Annotated in this window: 20 protein-coding genes; 11 read left to right on the top strand and 9 right to left on the bottom strand. The window is 41.6% G+C overall.

Annotated elements, in window-relative coordinates; genetic code table 11:
* Positions 1–12: 12 nt before the first annotated feature.
* From FTU35_RS09370 to FTU35_RS09350, 5 genes are all read left to right on the top strand, one after another.
* A complete protein-coding gene (locus FTU35_RS09370; protein WP_180064698.1) occupies positions 13–624 on the top strand; it encodes a DUF1285 domain-containing protein in 612 nt (203 codons plus the stop codon).
* A gap of 46 nt (positions 625–670) precedes the next feature.
* Positions 671–1546 (top strand): glutamate racemase, encoded by an 876-nt coding sequence (murI, locus tag FTU35_RS09365; RefSeq protein WP_180064697.1) that lies wholly within the window; start codon positions 671–673, stop codon positions 1544–1546.
* A gap of 86 nt (positions 1547–1632) precedes the next feature.
* Positions 1633–2661 (top strand): DUF4062 domain-containing protein, encoded by a 1029-nt coding sequence (locus tag FTU35_RS09360; protein ID WP_096901324.1) that lies wholly within the window; start codon positions 1633–1635, stop codon positions 2659–2661.
* A gap of 65 nt (positions 2662–2726) precedes the next feature.
* Positions 2727–3740 carry a ferrochelatase gene (gene hemH, locus FTU35_RS09355; RefSeq protein WP_104852985.1) on the top strand — a complete coding sequence of 338 codons (1014 nt, stop codon included), beginning with the start codon at positions 2727–2729 and terminating at the stop codon, positions 3738–3740.
* 18 nt (positions 3741–3758) lie between these two features.
* Positions 3759–4403, top strand: coding sequence for an MBL fold metallo-hydrolase (locus FTU35_RS09350; RefSeq protein ID WP_167845739.1), 645 nt, complete (start codon positions 3759–3761; stop codon positions 4401–4403).
* A 434-nt stretch (positions 4404–4837) separates the two neighbouring features.
* On the opposite strand, the gene FTU35_RS09345 is transcribed toward FTU35_RS09350, so the two are convergent.
* Complete coding sequence (locus FTU35_RS09345) at positions 4838–5011, bottom strand: DNA gyrase inhibitor YacG (RefSeq protein ID WP_004975985.1); 174 nt, start codon at positions 5009–5011, stop codon at positions 4838–4840.
* 86 nt (positions 5012–5097) lie between these two features.
* Here FTU35_RS09345 and FTU35_RS09340 point away from each other — a divergent pair, with 86 nt between their 5' ends.
* Positions 5098–5790, top strand: a complete 693-nt coding sequence (locus FTU35_RS09340; RefSeq protein ID WP_225530224.1) for a tRNA (guanine-N(7)-)-methyltransferase — start codon at positions 5098–5100, stop codon at positions 5788–5790.
* A gap of 6 nt (positions 5791–5796) precedes the next feature.
* Positions 5797–6999 carry a TIGR03862 family flavoprotein gene (locus tag FTU35_RS09335; RefSeq protein ID WP_131261082.1) on the top strand — a complete coding sequence of 401 codons (1203 nt, stop codon included), beginning with the start codon at positions 5797–5799 and terminating at the stop codon, positions 6997–6999.
* A 7-nt stretch (positions 7000–7006) separates the two neighbouring features.
* Here FTU35_RS09335 and FTU35_RS09330 read toward each other — a convergent pair whose 3' ends face one another.
* Together FTU35_RS09330 and FTU35_RS09325 are read right to left on the bottom strand one after the other, a co-directional pair.
* Positions 7007–7561 carry a hypothetical protein gene (locus tag FTU35_RS09330; RefSeq protein WP_180064696.1) on the bottom strand — a complete coding sequence of 185 codons (555 nt, stop codon included), beginning with the start codon at positions 7559–7561 and terminating at the stop codon, positions 7007–7009.
* A 14-nt stretch (positions 7562–7575) separates the two neighbouring features.
* Positions 7576–8352 carry a class I SAM-dependent methyltransferase gene (locus FTU35_RS09325; RefSeq protein ID WP_180064695.1) on the bottom strand — a complete coding sequence of 259 codons (777 nt, stop codon included), beginning with the start codon at positions 8350–8352 and terminating at the stop codon, positions 7576–7578.
* A gap of 120 nt (positions 8353–8472) precedes the next feature.
* Between FTU35_RS09325 and FTU35_RS09320 the strand changes: the two genes are divergently transcribed.
* Together FTU35_RS09320 and FTU35_RS09315 are read left to right on the top strand one after the other, a co-directional pair.
* Entirely contained in the window at positions 8473–9741 is a 1269-nt protein-coding gene (locus FTU35_RS09320; RefSeq protein WP_131261080.1) for a hypothetical protein, read from the top strand.
* A gap of 118 nt (positions 9742–9859) precedes the next feature.
* Entirely contained in the window at positions 9860–10060 is a 201-nt protein-coding gene (locus FTU35_RS09315; protein WP_131261079.1) for a hypothetical protein, read from the top strand.
* 66 nt (positions 10061–10126) lie between these two features.
* Here the strand turns inward: FTU35_RS09315 and FTU35_RS09310 are convergent, their stop codons facing one another.
* The 5 genes from FTU35_RS09310 to glyQ form a co-directional block, all read right to left on the bottom strand.
* A complete protein-coding gene (locus FTU35_RS09310) occupies positions 10127–10642 on the bottom strand; it encodes a hypothetical protein (protein WP_154321091.1) in 516 nt (171 codons plus the stop codon).
* A gap of 359 nt (positions 10643–11001) precedes the next feature.
* Positions 11002–11391, bottom strand: coding sequence for a hypothetical protein (locus FTU35_RS09305; protein ID WP_004976007.1), 390 nt, complete (start codon positions 11389–11391; stop codon positions 11002–11004).
* A 66-nt stretch (positions 11392–11457) separates the two neighbouring features.
* On the bottom strand, positions 11458–12408 hold the full coding sequence (locus FTU35_RS09300) for a COG2958 family protein (RefSeq protein WP_179996343.1): 951 nt from the start codon (positions 12406–12408) through the stop codon (positions 11458–11460).
* A 70-nt stretch (positions 12409–12478) separates the two neighbouring features.
* On the bottom strand, positions 12479–14548 hold the full coding sequence (glyS, locus tag FTU35_RS09295) for a glycine--tRNA ligase subunit beta (RefSeq protein WP_180064694.1): 2070 nt from the start codon (positions 14546–14548) through the stop codon (positions 12479–12481).
* Complete coding sequence (glyQ, locus tag FTU35_RS09290) at positions 14548–15534, bottom strand: glycine--tRNA ligase subunit alpha (RefSeq protein WP_004976017.1); 987 nt, start codon at positions 15532–15534, stop codon at positions 14548–14550. Before glyQ ends, glyS begins: the two co-directional genes overlap by 1 nt.
* 201 nt (positions 15535–15735) lie before the next feature.
* Between glyQ and FTU35_RS09285 the strand changes: the two genes are divergently transcribed.
* Entirely contained in the window at positions 15736–16839 is a 1104-nt protein-coding gene (locus tag FTU35_RS09285) for an HPP family protein (protein WP_131261074.1), read from the top strand.
* Between the two features lie 226 nt (positions 16840–17065).
* On the opposite strand, the gene FTU35_RS09280 is transcribed toward FTU35_RS09285, so the two are convergent.
* A complete protein-coding gene (locus FTU35_RS09280) occupies positions 17066–17332 on the bottom strand; it encodes a PspC domain-containing protein (protein ID WP_096901311.1) in 267 nt (88 codons plus the stop codon).
* Between the two features lie 318 nt (positions 17333–17650).
* Between FTU35_RS09280 and FTU35_RS09275 the strand changes: the two genes are divergently transcribed.
* On the top strand, positions 17651–18223 hold the full coding sequence (locus tag FTU35_RS09275) for a hypothetical protein (RefSeq protein ID WP_179989726.1): 573 nt from the start codon (positions 17651–17653) through the stop codon (positions 18221–18223).
* The last annotated feature ends 225 nt before the right edge of the window (positions 18224–18448 follow it).

The following is an 18448-nucleotide window of genomic DNA, read 5'->3' as shown; positions in this document are numbered from 1 at the left end:
AGGTACTGCAGCATGAAGCATGACGATAATTCAATCAAACCGACAGAAAATATAGCTACGGCTGATAATAAAAATTTAATGCACATTGCACAATATATAAAAACTGGACAGTCAGGTCACAAAAGATCAATCCCTCCTTTGGAGCAATGGCATCCAAAGCATTGTGGAGCAATGGATTTGCTGGTCAAAGCCAATGGAGAATGGTGGCACGAAGGTCAATTGATCAAACGTCAGGCATTGGTTGATCTGTTTTCTAGTGTGTTATGGAAAGAGCAGGGCAAGTTTTATTTAAAAACCCCAGTGGAACAAATTGAAATCCAGGTAGAAGATGAGCCTTTGTTCATCAATCAGGTTGATGTGGTCGAAATCGGACAGCAAAATTATATTCAACTTATCACTACACATCAGGATATTGTGATTGTTGATGCCGAGCATCCTATTTTTATGCGTGAATATGCAGGTGAGCTGCGTCCTTATGTGCATGTGCGTTTTGGTATTAATGCCCTGATTCAGCGTGCGGCTTTTTTACATTTGGTGGAATTGGGCGAGCTGAGTGAAAATGCGCAGGGCGAAACGATTTTATCGTTGAAAAGTGGTGATTTGCACTTGCATTTAAGCAGCTGAGGTTTAAGCTTTATTCATCCCATTTTGTATTGCTGAATCTCTTGCTATGACAGCCATTCATCCTGTTTCTCCCTTAAATCAAGCCATGCCAAAAGCACAAGCCAGTGCGCCAATTGGTATTTTTGATTCGGGCATAGGAGGCTTGTCAGTTGCCATTGAAATTGCAGAATATTTGCCCAATGAGCGCATCCTTTATTATGCCGATACTGCACATGTGCCGTATGGCCCACGTGATGATCAAAATATTCGAGAACTCACTGCAGCTGCAATCGAATGGTTATATCGACAAGGTTGTAAAGTTGCGGTCGTGGCGTGTAATACTGCTTCTGCTTTTAGTCTAGATTATCTGCGCGATCATTACGGCGAAGATTTTCCCATTATTGGTTTAGTGCCTGCTTTAAAGCCTGCCGTATTAAATAGCCAAAGCAAAACTGTGGCTGTACTTGCGACGCCTGCGACTTTTCGCGGACAACTTATTAAAGATGTGATGCAGCGTTTTGCGATTCCTGCTCAAGTGCAAGTCTTGAATGTCACCAATCTAGATTTAGTGCCTTTTGTTGAGCAAGGGGCGCAAATGAGTGAGGCATGTTTAAGTTCCTTACAGCAGAGTTTGCAACCTGTGGTCGATCAGGGCGCGGACTATTTGGTGCTCGGTTGTACCCATTATCCTTTCCTAAAACCTGCGATTGAGTCCATTTTTGGTCAGAAACTGACATTAATTGACTCAGGAATTGCCGTTGCGAGTCAAACTTCCCGCATTTTAATTAAAAATGAGTTATTATTTGAACAAAGTTTGGCAGATACTTTACAAATTGCGTGTTATGTCAGCGGGAACAATGCAGAACAATTAAAGCCCGTGTTGCAGCATCTTATTCCAGGCAATATTTCTTGGAGTATCGCAAATGTGAGTACTGTGGACTGACTTTAAGATAATTTTTTTATGATTGGGGAAAGGCATTACAAGTAGACGGTGACCGACTTGTAATGGCAATAGGAGAGGGGAAACCAATGCTCGATAAGCGCTATCAGGTCTTTATCTCGACGTCTGGGGCAGATATGCAGCCAGAACGAGTGATCTTGGCACAAACATTGGTGGGAATGGGTTTTTTTTCGTGGGGTTTAGAACAACGTACCCCACTCAGCACTGCATTTGCACGCCGTCAAATTGATGATTGTGATTATGTGGTGATTCTATTGGGCAGCCAGTACGGTGAGCAATCGGTGTCGGGCGTGGGGTATATGCATTTAGAGTATATTTATGCAGTCACCAAGCAAAAGCCGATCATTGTATTTATGCACGAAGACCCAGATTCACGTGATTCATCTTTACATGATGAAAAACCTGAATTGCGTGAAAAATTCAAAGAGTTCCGTAAATTATTACAACAAGAAGTCGATCAGGTGTTTAGCTACCGCACTCTGCGTGATTTAGAGCTTGCTGTCCGCTTTAATATGTCGCAAATGCTAGAACGTTATCCGACTTCTGGTTGGGTGCGCCCGCAAAATACACAAGCTTTGCATGATGAAATTGAACGTTTAAAAAGTAAGTTACGTCAGCTGGAAACCGATGTGGGACAGCGCGAAGCAGACCCGTTTCTAAGCGTATCTAAAGTGTCGATGAATGAATCATATCGTTTTGAATATCGCATGCATGCCTATCAGGATGGTAACTTTAGAGAGCTGAAAGTTGAGCGAAGTTTAAGTTGGGCGCAGTTGTTGGCAATTTTAGGCAATACTTTTATTCATCCAACCCCTGAAGAATATTTTTCGAAACGCATGAATGAATATTTGAATGAAACTGGTTTGGAGGATGCACGTCGGATCATGCCACGTGCGCATGCAGTTGCACGTGCCCAAATCAATATTCGGGCCTTGCATCAGATTAAAATGCAAATGCGTCAAAATGACTGGATTGTGCAGGCGGGGCGTGATGATCGTCAGCGGATGTTGTGGCAAACCACGGCAAAAGCGCAAAAACTTTTAGAGAGCAATTTGCTAGATACCGATCGGGTTTATTCATTTAAAACACCGTATTAATCTCTCAATACAGAGTGAAAAAACTGTTAAAGTAGTCGGGCTCAATCATCAGACACGAGGGCTGAATGTTGTCTACAGCAAAACCCAAAGTAACCGTTCTTTTAGCCAATTTAGGTACGCCTGATGAACCGACTGCAGCAGCGGTTCGCCGTTTTTTAAAGCAGTTTTTATCCGATCAACGGGTGATTGAAATTCCAAAACCGATTTGGCAAATCATTTTGAACTTATTCATTTTGCCATTTCGTCCTAAGCGTGTTGCACATGCTTATGCCATGGTCTGGCAGCAAGATTCACCGATGCGGGAAATTTTGTTGCAACAGGTTGATGCTTTAAAACAGCAGTTATTGCCGCTATATCCTGAGTTTGAATTGAATATTCTACCGGTAATGACCTATGGCAATCCGGGTATTCAACAGGCTTTGGCAGCTTTGAGTCAAAATCCTCAAGATCACGTGATTTTGTTCCCTTTATTTCCACAATATTCGGCAACTTCGACTGCACCTTTATATGATGCCGTTGCCAAATGGGTGCCACAGCAGCGTAATTTGCCGGGCTTATCCATCATTCGTGATTATTATCAGCATCCTTTATACATTCAGGCGTTGGCGCAAAGTGTGCGTGAATTTCAAGCCGAGCATGGTGTGGCAGAAAAATTATTGATGTCGTTTCATGGCATTCCACAGCCGTATGCCGATAAGGGTGATCCGTATGCAGAGCGTTGTCGGATCACGGCCAAATTGCTTGCCGATGCTTTAAATTTAAATGATGATCAGTGGGCAATTAGCTTCCAGTCACGTTTTGGCAAACAAGAATGGGTCAAACCCTATACCGATGTCTTACTTGAAGAATGGGGACAGCAGGGCGTGAAGTCGGTGCAAATTATGAGTCCTGCTTTTTCTGCAGATTGTTTGGAAACGCTAGAAGAATTGGCAATTCAAAACGCAGAATTGTTTTTACAAGCAGGTGGCAAAGAATATGCCTATATTCCTGCACTGAATACCCGTGCCGATCATTTGGATTTGCTCAAACATTTACTTCAAGCTAATCTTGATGCTGTAAAGCTTAACCTAAGCCATTAATTTTTGAGGTTCGCCACCATGTTGCAAGTCAAAATTGTTCCCGTCACCGCTTTTCAGCAAAACTGCTCGATTGTGTGGGATGCAGAAAGCAAAGAAGCAATTTTGATTGATGCAGGCGGTGAGCCTGAAAAGCTGAAAGCCGAAGTTGAAGCGTTGGGTTTAACGGTGAAAGCTTTGTGGCTCACTCATGGACATTTAGACCATGCGGGGGCTGTTGGTGCGTTGCAACATTACTGGAATGTTCCTGTGATTGGTCCACAGAAAGAAGATGCTTTTTGGTTAGATCAACTGCAAGAAGTGTCTGCACGTTATGGTTTTCCTATCCCTGAACAAGTCACGGTTACACAGTGGTTAGAGGGTGGTGAAGTGCTGCAATTGGGTCAAGAAAGCTTTGAAGTGCGTTATGCACCAGGGCATACCCCAGGCCATGTGATGTTTTATAATGCAAAATATGGCGTCTTGTGGACAGGCGATGTGCTATTTAAAGGCTCGATTGGACGCACCGATTTTCCACGTGGGAATCATCAACAATTGCTAGATTCAATTCAGCGCGAATGTTTTAGTTTGCCCGATGACACTCAGTTTATTTCGGGGCATGGTTCCATCAGTACCATTGGATTTGAAAAACAGCATAACCCGTTTGTAGCAGGGCAAGCAGGTTAAAAGCAGTGTGTATTTATGCTTTAAGAAAAAGTCAGCAGTCGCTGACTTTTTTATTTGCGAAAGGGATTATTCAGCATTTGTTTGCTTTCACTTGCAAACAGCATTGTGAAAATTGTCAGTAAGATGCCTATGCACAGCATGAGTAAATCATGCGCGTACAGTCCAAAGCCTAAACTGCTGGTAGAGAGTAAAATACACAGCATTACAATTCCTTTTAACATGATTTCCATGGTGAAATGTTCCTAGGTTATTTTTTGCTTTCTTTATTGTTATGTGCAGTGACGGAGTCACGAATAGTGCAAAGTATAACCTGTGCTAATTCTGCTGAAAGCAATTATAGAACAACTAAATTTTGAATAATTTTTCTAAAAATGTGAAAAATTCCATGAAACTGTGTGTAGTTTTAGGCAATATTTGGCGTGGAAATTTATTGCTTATTCCTCAGAGTTTTCTGCTTGCGGAGCATCTTGGGTGGGTAAGCGATACTCGTCATTTGCCCATGCGCCTAAATCAATGAGCTTGCAACGCTCAGAACAAAAAGGACGAAATGGATTGTTTTCCCATTGCGAAGGTTCACCACAACGAGGGCAAGGAAAAGTGCGTGGCATGATCAACTCCAAATGAAAAATGCAGGATTGGATTAGGCAAATAGCACCTGACTTGATAGACTTGTGCCGAATTTTGTAAGTTTGATCTGATTATGCCAATTCGTCAATTTCAAGCACAGCGTATGCATGCCCCTCGTGATTTTCAAGCCATTGCCAATGAATCGGTTTGTGTGGAAATTGGGGCCGGAAAAGGTAAACACGCCCTATTGTTTAGCGGGCAGCATCCTGAGCACAAGTTGATTGCAATTGAGCGCACCCGTGAAAAATTTTTGGCGATGCAAAAACAGCATCAGCTTGAAGGTCAGCAGAACTTACAGATTGTGCATGCCGATGCCATTCCATGGATTGTGCATGCTTTATTTCCTGCTCAAGTTGAGCAATTCTTTATTTTATATCCGAATCCAGAACCACATAATGCCACCCAGCGTTGGTTGAATATGCCGTTTTTTGAGTTTTTATTGTCACGCTTAAAAGCAGGCGGCAGTATTACTTTAGTAAGTAATATTCCTGAATATATTGCAGAAGCACAGCAACAGCTGATTGAAGTGTGGAAATTGCCATTTATTCAGCAGGATGTTCCAGTAGATTCAGCACGCACTCACTTTGAAATCAAATATTTAGCACGTGGTGAGCGTTGTCAGGAACTGCTGATCACCAAACCTGCGGCTTATACAACCCGTTTTGATGATTTTCAGCCTTTGCAAGGACAGCAGCCAACTTTAACACCTGCTGCAGTTGAGGCGAAAGTTTCTGCAGACTCAAGTGCAACAACTGAGTAAACAGGCATGAAACAGCGCATTGCAATTATAGGAGCAGGACCAGCAGGGCTAATGGCTGCCGAAGTGCTGAGTCAGTATGCCTATGATGTGCATGTCTATGAGCAAAAACCTTCCGCGGCACGTAAGTTTTTGATGGCGGGTAAAACAGGTCTGAATATTTCACATGCCGAACCGATTGCACAATTTGTTCAGCGTTATGATCAGACGGAATGGTTGGCGCCGTGGATTCAACAATGGGATGCGGCTTGGATTCAAAACTGGATGCAGAGTTTAGGGATTCAGTCTTATGTAGGTTCATCGGGGCGGATTTTCCCACAAGAAATGAAAGCCGCACCTTTGCTGCGCGCATGGTTAAAACGCTTGGTTGATGCAGGCGTGCAGTTTCATTATCGGCATCAGGTATGTGATTTAAATAATAATCAACTCAGTATTCAAAATCTAAGTACAGGTCACATTGAACAACAGCAATTTGCCGCCATTGTGATGGCATGTGGGGCAGTGTCGTGGTCGAAATTGGGTAGTGATGGTGCATGGCAGCGTTGGTTATCTGCCAATGAAATTCAGCCTTTTCAAGCCAGTAATGCAGGGGTGGAATGTCACTGGTCTAACTATATGCAGCCAGTTTTTGGACAACCTTTAAAACGTGTGCAAGCATGGGTGAAAGGCGCTGAAGCGAGCATGGGCGATATTGTGATTAGCCATTATGGTTTGGAAAGTGGCTTAATTTATAAGCAAGGGCGAGCATTGCGACAGTTGCAGCACGCTCAACAACCGCTGCAGTTACAACTCGACTTGCTACCCGATTTAACCGTTGAGCAACTCTACCAAAAGTTGCAACCTTCCAAAAAACAGTCTGTAAGCAATATTTGGCGTAAGGCAGGTTTGGATGCCGTGAAGTCTGCAGTCGTGCGTGAGTTGGTGGATAAAGCCCTTTGGCAGCAACCTATGCAATTGGCGCAGCAGATTAAAAATTTAACGGTGCCTTTAAAGGGTTTTCGTCCTATTGAAGAAGCAATTAGCTGCGCGGGCGGGGTTAAACGCGAGGTTTTATCTGCACAATTGCAGTTAAACTCTAATCCTCACGTTTTTCTTTGTGGTGAAATGCTGGATTGGGATGCACCAACGGGCGGCTATTTGCTGACAGCCTGTTTTGCTACGGGACGCGCTGCTGCTGAAGGAGTGCATCAGTATTTACAGCAGCGTCCGTAAAAATACGCTATTCATCTAGTTGTGGATATTGCCCACGCCAATGTTCTAGTTGTTGCTGCGCCTGTAATAAGTCTGCTAAGCCTTGCTGTCGTTGTTGTTTGCTGACAGGATAAGGTGCAGAAGCCGTATTTTGAGTTGCCAGATATTGCGCTTGCTGTTCCCAATAATGACTCATTAGGCCTTGAATATAACGCCCTTGCGGTGTCTTTAAATCCAGTTCTTTGAGCATACTCAAGGCAGATTGAATGTTGTCCTGCAGGCGATTTTGTGCAAATGCAGCATCGAGTTGTTGGCTTTCATGCAAGCGTTCTAACTCATCTTCCAAATCATTGCTCATTTGGTCATGGCGTTGTTCATAATCCATCAGCAATTGAATATCATGCGGGTCATCCGCAGTCATTTCAAAGGGCTGAATCGCGGCTTGCTCGACCTGAGTTTGCATGATTTGATCTTCAGGGCTGAGTTTGTCTGCATGTTCTACTTTGCTGCGCTCGCAAGCGCTGAGGGAGAACGCCAAAAAAATTGTTAAGGGAGCAATCGCGTGTTTAAAGGTTATTTGCATTTATTTGCTCCCTCTCATTCAACTTTTTGATAGACATACAAATGTGTACAATAGGGAAATTCAATTTCATCTTGCACATGCTTATTCGTATATTCTAATACTAATTGTTCAAATTGTTGCTTCAGTTCTTGTTGTTGTGAAATTGGCATCGCAGCGATAAAGCTAGTCGAGAGCAGACGCTTTGAAACCACTTGTTCGACTGTACCAACATGCGTGTGATGAAATTTCTGCTCGTGAGTAAGTTGGAATAAATCTGTATCGGCAAATACCTGACGCCAGTCCTGATTGTGAAAACGCGGTGTATCGCCCTCAAAAGGCAAAATCATCTTTGCCAGTGCATTGACCCAATTGACTGAAATATCACGTTGATTCCAAATTAACAGCAAATGACCTTGCGGTTTTAAGATTCGGTGAATTTCCTTTAAACTTTGCAGATTGGCAAACCAATGAAAAGATTGCGCACAGCTCACCAAATCTGCACATTGATCGTGCAGTGGTAATTGCTCACTTCGTGCTTGAATTGTCTTAACTTGTGGGTAAAGTTGTTCTAATTCGGCTAACATGCTGGCAATCGGATCTACCGCTATAAGCTGAGTTGTCAGTTTGAGCAAATGTGGCAGGAACTTTCCTGTGCCAGAACCCAAGTCTACAATATTGCTATTCAGTGGAACTTGGAGTTGATCTTGCAGGAAAACATCGACTTCTTGCGGGTAACTGGGACGAACTTGTTGATATAGGTTTGCCCCTAAAGCAAAACCTTGTTGTGCGGCAGGATGTAGAGATTGTGTCATATTTTGCGATTTTTAATCTGCTGTGCATCTATAAAATAACATATTCACTTTTGGACTTGCGTACAGGGTATTCAAGTTTAAAGTAACGGTTTAATTCAGCGCCTTGGCGCCGGTGTGGGAATGGATAAACACATAATTTTTGAAGACGGACATATCCGCGCTATTTTCATGAAAGGCTCATCTCAGGAGCTGATTTTTTCTTTTGGCGATTTAATTACACGGGCCAAAGGAACGTCTATTAATGCCGAAAAATCACTGGAAAAGTTTCATTTTAATGTGATTGGGGTCATGCCTAAGGAAAAATCATGGTTTCCTGAAGCTTCTATGCGTGCCATGTTGGCAGCCATTCAAGACCTGATTGCTCCGTTTAAAATTCGCGTGGGCTATGGCGGCTCAATGGGTGGCTATGCGGCAATTAAATATTCCAATTTGCTGGATTTAAACCGCATTGTGGCTTTGGTGCCGCAATATTCAATTGACCCTGAAGATATTCATGACCCACGCTATAACATGTTTTATCATGCAGACTTAAATGCCAATATGCGCATTCAAGCGCAAGATGTATCGGCACAGCGTGAATATATTGTGGTCTATGACCAATATTATGCTGAAGATCGTGGGCATTATTTAAAAATTCAGCCTTTAATTCCGCATTTACATACCTTACATTTGCCATTTACAGGGCATGATGCAATTGCGATTTTAGCCAACTCTGAATTACTGAATGACTTTTTAACCCATCCTTTTGATGCGCCGTTCTTTTACCAAAAAATTCGCAAGGTGAAAAAGAACAGCAAGTTTTACTATCGTAAAGTGATTGAAAATGTCTTGCCGAACCATCGCTGGTCTTTAGGTCGTATTTTAAAATACAATAACTTACAGCTAGACAGTAACTTTTTTGATGCCAAGTTGAAACAAAACCTGATTCGCTCCTTGCTTAGCAATAAACAGGTCGATCAGCACGATTTAAACAAACTTGGCTTACAAATTCAGTTACCGTATGAAAATCGTAATGTCTTGCTCGACCATTTTGGTCATGGTTTGGTGTTTAACATCATCAGCCAAAAAATTGAGAGCTATGCCGCACATGCAATTGCCTTAAACCATAAATTCCTGATTCCGATTTATGCAAAGGGCAGTGGTTTGGTGCAAATTTATCTGAATGATGAACGCTACTTAATCAGTATGAATGATCGTCATGTCATGAAACTATGCAAGGAACAAGATGCACTTGCTGCAGGCATGCACCCATTAATATTGAAAAAATATAGCGACTATTTTGTGTTGAGCTATAAAGATTTGAACCTGAGCAGTGATGAGTTTGGCGGCAACGACTTTGTGGAAGATTTGCCAGATACTGCCAAATTTACCCTAGAACTGGAACAGTAAGCTGCAAAGTTTGATCCATTATTTAGAAGGTTTAAATTTTAGACACTTGTATTGTTTTGCCATTGGGCTAAGATGATCTTAAAACATGGTTTTGTTGATCATTCCAAGGGTAGTATGTATGACCAAGTTGTTGATGCCTGCTGTGCTTGTTTTGCTGTCCAGTTTCATTTTATCTGCGACTTTGTTTGCAGATGCGCCTGAGCCGAAGGCTTATCTATTTTTTGCTTTAGGTTTGTTGGTATTGTTGGGATTAGGCGCTTATGTATTCCGACAAATTCAAAAATCGATACGCTATCACATGAATAAGCCTGCAGATTAAATGCAGGCTTTTTTATTTGCACTGAGTTGTTTTTATAATTTTGAGCAAACCAATAAATCAAAAAAATTATAGCTTAATCACTTTAATTTCTTCTTCAGTATCTGTACTTGGTGGAGTCTGAGTCTGTGCTTCTTGAGTAGGTGCGGCAATGGTGGCTGCAGGGGCGATATTCTGCGAAGGCGCGCTTAATGGTGCTTGATAGATAGGCACGGCATGATCACTTTGTCCTGTAATCACTTCTTTGGTTTCCTGAATTTTAGTATTTACATTGTTGGCAAGTTGCTGCCCAGTATGTTTGGCTTGAGCCGCACCCTGACTGCCCAATTGTTTGGCGTTGTCTAAAGCTTGATGTGCCGATGGGCGAATTTTTTCAATACCTTTTTCGGTTACTTCACCGACTTTTTGTGCTGCCTGAATCACACCTTCCTGAGTTTTATATGCCCAAACATGTAAGAGGTTTGGATTGTCTGCATAAGGCTGAATTGGTTTATTACTTTGAGTTTGTGCAGCACTACTTTGTGCCCACACCGAAGCACTACTGAACAATAGTCCAATACAAATGCTGATATTGATCTTTTTCATTGTGCTGTGCCTCTTAGGATGCCGAATACTGGTCGTTGAAAGGTTTTGAATGGAATGTACTGCATTGTATAAAGCCTAGATGATCTGCAGTGTTTATTTTTCGCAAGTATGATGTATTTTTAGGTGAAATTTACAGTGTTTGAGACTTTAAAATGCTTGAAACTATGGCAGAGTTTCAGACTTAAAGAAGAAGACCCACATAAAATTGTGGGTCTTGTTACTCTGGAGAGTTGTTAAAGCAGGGCAGCAATGGCTACACTGCTTTTATCATCTTAGTTTGAAATATCAAGCGATGCTGTATTTATATTGAAAGTCCAACAATCTTGCTACATCAAGATACATTCAAAGCTGTTTTTAGCTTAGTTGCATTGTGCAAGCGCATCTTTATGAAAATGGTTGCGTAGGGTAATAAAGTTTTTTTGCACAGTTGCATCATGCAAGTCAAAGTGAGTTGCTATGCTAGTCCCATCTTGTGCAAATGTTGCAGAACCAGCTGAAATTAATGCATTGCCTTTAAATGCCCATTGTTCAATAGAACGACCTGCTTGCAGTGTGCCTGTAAATTCGATCACGCATTTATCAATAAATTTTGTGAGTTTGGCGCTGTTATTGACAGTGTCTGGGTAAACTTCAATATTTTTCACTTCTTGTAAAACACCTGCTGTGAGCTGTGGAATGACAGGTGCAGAAGTACACGCACTAAGAGAAAGGCAAGTTAAACCCGATAAAATGAGTGTTTTAAGTTTCATAAGCTTGTTTTCTTGTTGAGTGTTGTTAGGTTGAGTATAGGGAATCTGAAGTGAAATGCCTACAGATTAATGATTCCAATCTTGTGAACGAATACGTCCAGTTTGATAGTAGATAGAAACCAACTCTATAAAGTTTTTAAAATCCAAGTTTTCAGTCAAAATTCGATTTATTGATTGCCAATCCACCTCTGAACGTCGTCGAGCTGGCAAAAGGATTTCACTTTCTGTTGGATTTTCTGGGTTGAGTAAAATTACACCTATACCATGTAAAGCTGAAAGCATACGCAGTTCTTCTTCAACTTCATTTGTTGAAATAGAGGTTGCTACTAGGTAGCCCTCATTTGCCCAACTGGAATTACTGACTGCTTGGAAAAAGCTACTTCGGATATTTGAGCCTGTTAATTCTTTTTTTACTTCAAATGACCATAAACGCACATTTTGTCCAGAACCATGTTTAACACAAGTTCTTATTAATTCATGCCATTTTTTATCAATGGGTTGCATCGCAACAATATCGGGGTGTAACCATTGATTGCCGTTTTGACCACGATTATTTGAAGACTTTTTTTCATCAATTCTCAGGCTATAGAGGTTTAGCTCTTTAGACAAATATTCGATGAGAATAGGGTATAAGTCGTACTCTGAAAATATTTTTTCTTGAATTGGTGGTGGATTATTGTCTTCTGCATCAATAATTAATGAATTATGGAAGTCAATTCCTGTTGTTGGTGAAAGATTTGAAGGGGGGTCATACCAATATTGGCGTGGACGTGGTCTTTCTTGATATTTTACACAAGGATTATTTTGAATTAAGTCTGGGAAAATACTATATAACTCTCGAATAACTTGTTGTTTAAAAGCACCCTCATTGTTTTCAAATTTAATATTATTTCTTTTCTCGATATAATCTTGAGGATATGTAGCAATTAATTTATCAGCAATAAATCTAGCTGTAAATTTTTGATTAGGATTAGATTTTAAAAATTCTAATGCTTTTTGAGCTTGTGATAATTTCATTTTCATCAATATGTAAAAACCCCACTATCAAAATAGCGGGGTTTCTTTTAATTTACAAGTAATTAAGACTTTAGTGCTGCAACACACTTACATCTGCAACACGTGTAAATAAATCACGTAACTGCGCGAGTAAACGTAAGCGGTTGGCTTTCAACTCAGCATCATCTGCCATCACCATGACACTGTCAAAGAAGGCATCAATAGGCGCACGTAATGCAGCCAATTGAGAAAGTGCAGTGGTGTAGTCTTTTGCTGCCAATAATGGCTCAACCACAGGTGTGATTTTTGCAAGTTCAGCGAATAATGCTTTTTCTGCATCTTCTACCAAGTTTACTTCAACGACAGTACCTTCAGGCGCGGTTTCTTTGGCTAAAATGTTGGCAACACGCTTGTTTGCAGCAGCCAATGCAGCCGCTTCAGGCAAGGCACGGAAGTGATTTACTGCATTCACACGCTTATCAAAATCTAGTGGAGATTTTGGTGATAAAGCTTGAACGGCTTGAATCACATCTACCGCAACACCTTGATCTTCGTATTTCGCACGGTAACGACCTTCAAGGAATGCGACTGCATCTGCCAAAGTCTTGTCGTGGTCTTTCAAGACATCACCATAAGCAGCCAAGGCTAGCTTAATCAAGTCTTCAATTGAAACATCAAGATTATTTTCAGTCACTAAACGCAAAATACCAATCGCAGAACGACGCAATGCAAATGGGTCTTTAGAACCTGTAGGTGCTTGACCAATACCAAAAATACCTGTGAGTGTGTCTAAACGGTCTGCAAGGGCAATGGTCGTGCCTGTTTTGGTTTTAGGAAGCACATCACCTGCGAATTTAGGTAAATATTGCTCACCTAAAGATTCAGCCACTTCATCATTTTCACCTTCAAGACGTGCGTAGTAAGTACCCGCGATGCCTTGAAGTTCTGGGAATTCACCCACAAGTTCAGACGTTAAGTCACATTTTGCAAGCAAAGCAGCTTTTTCAGCATCCTGCGGATTTGCACCCGTAATTGGCGCCAAAGCAACAGCCAGTTTGGCAATACGTTCAGACTTGTTCCACAAAGTACCCAGTTGTGCCTGGAATACCATGTTGGCCAGTTTCTCTTTACGAGAAGCTAATGGCTGTTTCTGGTCTTGCAGGAAGAAGAACTCAGCATCTGACAGACGTGGACGAACCACTTTCTCATTACCTTCAATAATTTGAGTCGGATCTTTAGACTCAATGTTTGAAACGGTAATGAAGTAAGGCTGTAATTTGTTTTCAGCATTCACCAGACAGAAATACTTCTGGTTATCCTGCATGGTAGTGATCAGGGCTTCTTGAGGAACGGCAAGGAAGCGTTCTTCAAAGCTGGCACGTAAAGCTACCGGCCATTCAACCAGTGCAGTGACTTCGTCACGTAGATCCGCAGGAACAATTGCAATCGCATTCACTTCATCCGCTAATGCTTTTACTTGCTGATCAATGATCGCTTGACGCTCTTCAAAAGAAGCGACAACGTGCGCTGCTTTTAACTTCTCAAGGTATTCATCTGCATGTGCAAGGGTGATTGCTTCAGGTGCATGGAAACGATGTCCATAAGTGACATTACCTGCCTGATGGTCTTGAATCGTTGCTTCAATTACTTGATGATCTTTAAGTAAAACGACCCATTTTACTGGGCGCACAAATTCAGTACGGCTTGCAGCAGAACGCATACGTTTTGCAATTGGCAGGTTGTCCAATGCTGTTTGTAAAATGTGTGGCAATAACGCATCAAGGCTTTGACCTTTCACGTCTTTTAAGTAGCACACTTTTTCAACTTTACCTGCTTGGAATGTAGATACTTGATCTACAGTAATGCCTTGACCGCGCATAAAGCCTTCAAGGGCTTTGGTTGGTTTGCCTTCGGCATCGTAAGCAGCTTGAACAGCAGGGCCGTCAAAGCGTTTTTGTGTGTCTGCTTGTGCGGCATCAACATTAGCAATTTTAAGTGCCAAGCGACGTGGTGCTGCATAGGCTTCAATTGCATCAAAAGCCAAGCCTGCATCTTTTAAACCTTTTTCAGTTTCTGCAAGTAGTGCATCACGTAAGGTTTTTAAGCTTTTCGGTGGGAGTTCTTCGCAACCGAGTTCAAATAAAACTGTATGTTTAGACATTATTTGCTTTCCTCAGTATTTTGCGCTTTGGCTTCCGCTTCAACCTGTGCTTTTAATTGTGCCAAGACTTCATCACGTAAATGTGGTTCAGCCATTGGGAAGCCTAATTTTGCACGTGCAGCCACATAACTTTGTGCAATAGAACGTGCCAAAGTACGGACACGTAAAATATAACGCTGACGCTCAGTCACAGAAATTGCACCGCGCGCATCCAAGAGGTTAAAGCAGTGAGATGCTTTAATCACTTGCTCATAAGCAGGTAGCGGTAATTCTGCTGCAATTAAACGGCTCGCTTCTACTTCATAGAAGTCAAACAGTTCAAACATTTTTTCTACAGGTGCGTATTCAAAGTTATAGGTCGATTGTTCAACTTCGTTTTGATGGAACACATCGCCATACGTTACAGTACCAAACTGTCCTTTAGTCCAAACCAAGTCGTAAACTGAGTCTACACCTTGCAAGTACATTGCCAGACGTTCAAGACCGTAGGTGATTTCGCCTGTTACAGGGTAGCACTCAACACCACCGACTTGCTGGAAGTAAGTAAACTGAGTCACTTCCATGCCGTTTAGCCATACTTCCCAACCCAAGCCCCAAGCGCCAAGAGTTGGAGATTCCCAGTTATCTTCTACAAAGCGAATGTCATGCACCAATGGGTCAATTCCAATTGCTTTTAAAGAATCTAAATACAACTGTTGAATGTTGTCTGGGTTTGGTTTCAGCACCACCTGAAATTGATAGTAGTGTTGTAAGCGGTTCGGGTTTTCGCCATAACGACCATCTTTAGGACGACGAGATGGTTGTACATACGCCGCGTTCCATGTTTCTGGACCTAAAGCACGTAGGAAAGTGGCAGTGTGGAATGTCCCTGCACCCATTTCCATATCGTAAGGTTGTAAAACGACGCAGCCCTGCTCCGCCCAGTAGTTTTGTAAGGCAAGAATTAAGCCTTGAAAGGTATCAATATGCGATATGGCGCGACTCATGGTCATCCACTTAAAATTAGAGAAAAATTGTGCTCAATTATAAGGATTTTGCGGGGTGCTGGCAAAGGTTAAAGCACAACTAGCGGTTGGTTGTTTGGGGTTTTACAAATTCACTGATAAATTAAAGATATAAAACAAATACATCTTACTGAATGATTGCCTTATAATCTTGTCCAATTGTCACCACTGGATTGCCTGCCCGTGTTTCATTCACAACTTGATTGGCTGAATACGCTGAAACCCAATTTTAAAGTATTGCCGTTAAAAGAACGCCTACTTTGTGGTTTGGGCGCATTATTGGGTTTGGCATTATCTTCCCTGATCAGTTGGTGGGTGTTGGGCGATATTAACGCATGGTATATCGCGCCAATGGGTGCATCTTCGGTATTGTTGTTTGCTGTGCCTGCCAGTCCTTTGGCGCAGCCGTGGAATATTGTAGTTGGGAACAGTATTGCAGCAATTATGGGCGTGAGCTGTGCTTTATATATTCCAAATTTAACCGAAGCCTTTAGTGTGGCGGTGGCTTTATCTATTTTCTTGATGATGACGACCGATTCGCTGCATCCCCCGAGTGGGGCGGTGGCTATTACTGCAGTGCTTGGTGGAGATGCTGTGCGTGAGTTGGGTTATCACTTTATTTTTTATCCTGTACTGCTCAATTCAGTTTTGCTGATGGTGATTGCAATTGTATTTAACCGTATGATTGGTAAGCCTTATCCTCAAACGCCACAGTTGAATCAACGTACCCAAGACCCAACGCCTACTCAAAAAGCCACTATTCAGCCGCAAGATATTCAAGATGTTTTAGATGCCCAAACCCAGTTGCTAGATATTAGTGAATATGACTTACAAAAAATCATTTTAGAAGCGCAACACAAAGCCAGTGAACGACAAACTCAAGCACTGACTTGTGCCGATATTATGAGTAAAGATGTGGTTAGTTTGCAGCAAGATGAGGATATTCACAGTGCTTTAGAAAAATTCAAACACATGAATTTAATGAGTTTGCCAGTCATTGATACTGAACAACATTTGGTGGGAACTTTGGCATTGTATGAAGTGGTGGAATGGTTTAAACACGCAACAGATTTACCTTATAGCTGGAAACATCAAGTAAAACATATCATGTTGCGCCAAGTGGTCACGGTGCAACCGCAACAAAGTATTCAAGACCTTGTACCGTACTTTGTCGAGCGTTCTTTTAACTACATTCCTGTGGTAGAGCAGCAGCGTTTGGTGGGGATTATTAGCCGTGCCGATATGATTGCCGTCTTAAATCAACAGCTTGCTGTAAAGACCAATTGATTGACTTGTATTGTCGATGCGTATTCAACACGACTCAATCCTGAAATGCTGTGACTTTTAAAATATATTGCAGGTAGAAAGGCAAAAAAAAGCTACGATGCTTGGGGGAGCAATCGTAGCGAAAAAGAAAAAAACTGTGTAAATAAGGGATATCTAAGAGTGAATCAGCGAACGATTAAAACCTATAAATCTTACATGTGGTCAGTCTTTAAAATTTCAATACCGTTTATCGGTCTTGATCAGAATTGACCGTGCGTACAGGTCTTGTGTAGCCCTGAGTATAGTTTGCTGTATTCAACTGGTTTTGTTTAGGGATCACCAACCACAACACCAAATACACCAAAATGCCTGGAAAGGCAGCACTCATCACGGAAACAATCACAAAAATTAAGCGCAGTAAATTTGCGTTCCAACCAAAACGTTCAGCAATACCACCCATAACCCCAGCAATCATATTTGAGCGGTTTGAGCGATATAAACCAACATTGGCCATCTAATTCTCCTTGAGAGATCTAAAATTCAAAATAAATACAGGCTGAGGTTTAGGTTTACAGCACATCATCTGTCTATAGAATAAAAATGGTGATGCACTTGGGTTTTTTAAAGGGCGGTGGCAAAGCAATTAGTAAAGTTATGTAACTTTTGGTGTTGCTTAAACCAGCATCCACCTAAAATATCGTAAAGAAGCAATGGGCAGAGTAAGCGCTTGACCACAAAGGATTGAGGAAAAGCATGGCTTACATTGAGCTGCCTATTCGGTGGTTTGAATAGGACTGAATATTCAGTCTAGTCATTCTATATGAGGGATAGTGTGTCGGCTAAATCAAATATTTGCGCAGTTTCTATATGGAGTGCAGTGGCATTGCTTGGATGCGATGATTCACAACTTGAGCATGCTGCAGTGCAAAAATATACAGAACAGGCAGAAACCAAAAGACTGACTGAAGTGGCAGGGCAGGCGATCGCACCCATGCAAATGGCTGCAACGGAACATCATATTCCAGAGAATCTTCTGACTTATGTGGGGCGCTATACCGTTCAGATTAGCTGTGAAGATAAGTTTGTTATGTGCGAAAGTGGAAAAGTCGATTATATTCTGACCTTATTGCCTGATGGGACAGCGCATCGTATTTTTGTCAATGCGGGGCAAATCAGTTACGACAATAAAAAAAAATACCGCAAAGATTTATGGTTCTATGATGAAGACGCGCATCAAATTGTGGTGGCACGCGCCTCTGGGGTGAACTTTTACTATAATGTTGATCAAGACCATAATTTAATTATGGATAAAAACAAAATTGCGATTGCAACAGAAAATAATCGTGAATACTTTAAAAGCAATCCCTTACCTTCGCAAAACTATCATTTAATCAGAGCAAGTTAATTATTCGCTCATTCAATTCTTAGCCCATTCGTGAAAAACTTTTGGGCTTTTGTTTTTTTACATCAAGTTTTTATTTGGGATGTGTAAAGTATGATTTATCAATGATGGCACATCGTCTACAACTGAATTGAGCAAGGTGTAGTGGATAAAAGTGTTAGTCAAACAGGGCAGAATACGGGAATTCTATAGTAAATTACGAAACTGCACGATCCACAGAACAGTGCT

It is taken from the genome of Acinetobacter sp. YH12095 (assembly GCF_013419245.1).
GTDB lineage: Bacteria > Pseudomonadota > Gammaproteobacteria > Pseudomonadales > Moraxellaceae > Acinetobacter > Acinetobacter towneri.
Note: the sequence above shows the minus strand (reverse complement) of the source record. Positions and strands in the feature narration are given on the sequence as shown.

What these genes read in the sequence shown, in the direction of transcription:
- FTU35_RS09325 (WP_180064695.1), bottom strand. Translation starts at nt 8,352, where the DNA reads ATGACACAATCTCTACATCCTGCCGCACAACAAGGTTTTGCTTTAGGG.
- FTU35_RS09360 (WP_096901324.1), top strand. Translation starts at nt 1,633, where the DNA reads ATGCTCGATAAGCGCTATCAGGTCTTTATCTCGACGTCTGGGGCAGAT.
- FTU35_RS09305 (WP_004976007.1), bottom strand. Translation starts at nt 11,391, where the DNA reads ATGAAACTTAAAACACTCATTTTATCGGGTTTAACTTGCCTTTCTCTT.
- FTU35_RS09335 (WP_131261082.1), top strand. Translation starts at nt 5,797, where the DNA reads ATGAAACAGCGCATTGCAATTATAGGAGCAGGACCAGCAGGGCTAATG.
- hemH (WP_104852985.1), top strand. Translation starts at nt 2,727, where the DNA reads ATGTTGTCTACAGCAAAACCCAAAGTAACCGTTCTTTTAGCCAATTTA.
- FTU35_RS09330 (WP_180064696.1), bottom strand. Translation starts at nt 7,561, where the DNA reads ATGCAAATAACCTTTAAACACGCGATTGCTCCCTTAACAATTTTTTTG.
- FTU35_RS09310 (WP_154321091.1), bottom strand. Translation starts at nt 10,642, where the DNA reads ATGAAAAAGATCAATATCAGCATTTGTATTGGACTATTGTTCAGTAGT.
- FTU35_RS09320 (WP_131261080.1), top strand. Translation starts at nt 8,473, where the DNA reads ATGGATAAACACATAATTTTTGAAGACGGACATATCCGCGCTATTTTC.
- FTU35_RS09280 (WP_096901311.1), bottom strand. Translation starts at nt 17,332, where the DNA reads ATGGCCAATGTTGGTTTATATCGCTCAAACCGCTCAAATATGATTGCT.
- FTU35_RS09345 (WP_004975985.1), bottom strand. Translation starts at nt 5,011, where the DNA reads ATGCCACGCACTTTTCCTTGCCCTCGTTGTGGTGAACCTTCGCAATGG.
- FTU35_RS09315 (WP_131261079.1), top strand. Translation starts at nt 9,860, where the DNA reads ATGACCAAGTTGTTGATGCCTGCTGTGCTTGTTTTGCTGTCCAGTTTC.
- FTU35_RS09300 (WP_179996343.1), bottom strand. Translation starts at nt 12,408, where the DNA reads ATGAAATTATCACAAGCTCAAAAAGCATTAGAATTTTTAAAATCTAAT.
- glyS (WP_180064694.1), bottom strand. Translation starts at nt 14,548, where the DNA reads ATGTCTAAACATACAGTTTTATTTGAACTCGGTTGCGAAGAACTCCCA.
- glyQ (WP_004976017.1), bottom strand. Translation starts at nt 15,534, where the DNA reads ATGAGTCGCGCCATATCGCATATTGATACCTTTCAAGGCTTAATTCTT.
- murI (WP_180064697.1), top strand. Translation starts at nt 671, where the DNA reads ATGACAGCCATTCATCCTGTTTCTCCCTTAAATCAAGCCATGCCAAAA.
- FTU35_RS09350 (WP_167845739.1), top strand. Translation starts at nt 3,759, where the DNA reads ATGTTGCAAGTCAAAATTGTTCCCGTCACCGCTTTTCAGCAAAACTGC.
- FTU35_RS09370 (WP_180064698.1), top strand. Translation starts at nt 13, where the DNA reads ATGAAGCATGACGATAATTCAATCAAACCGACAGAAAATATAGCTACG.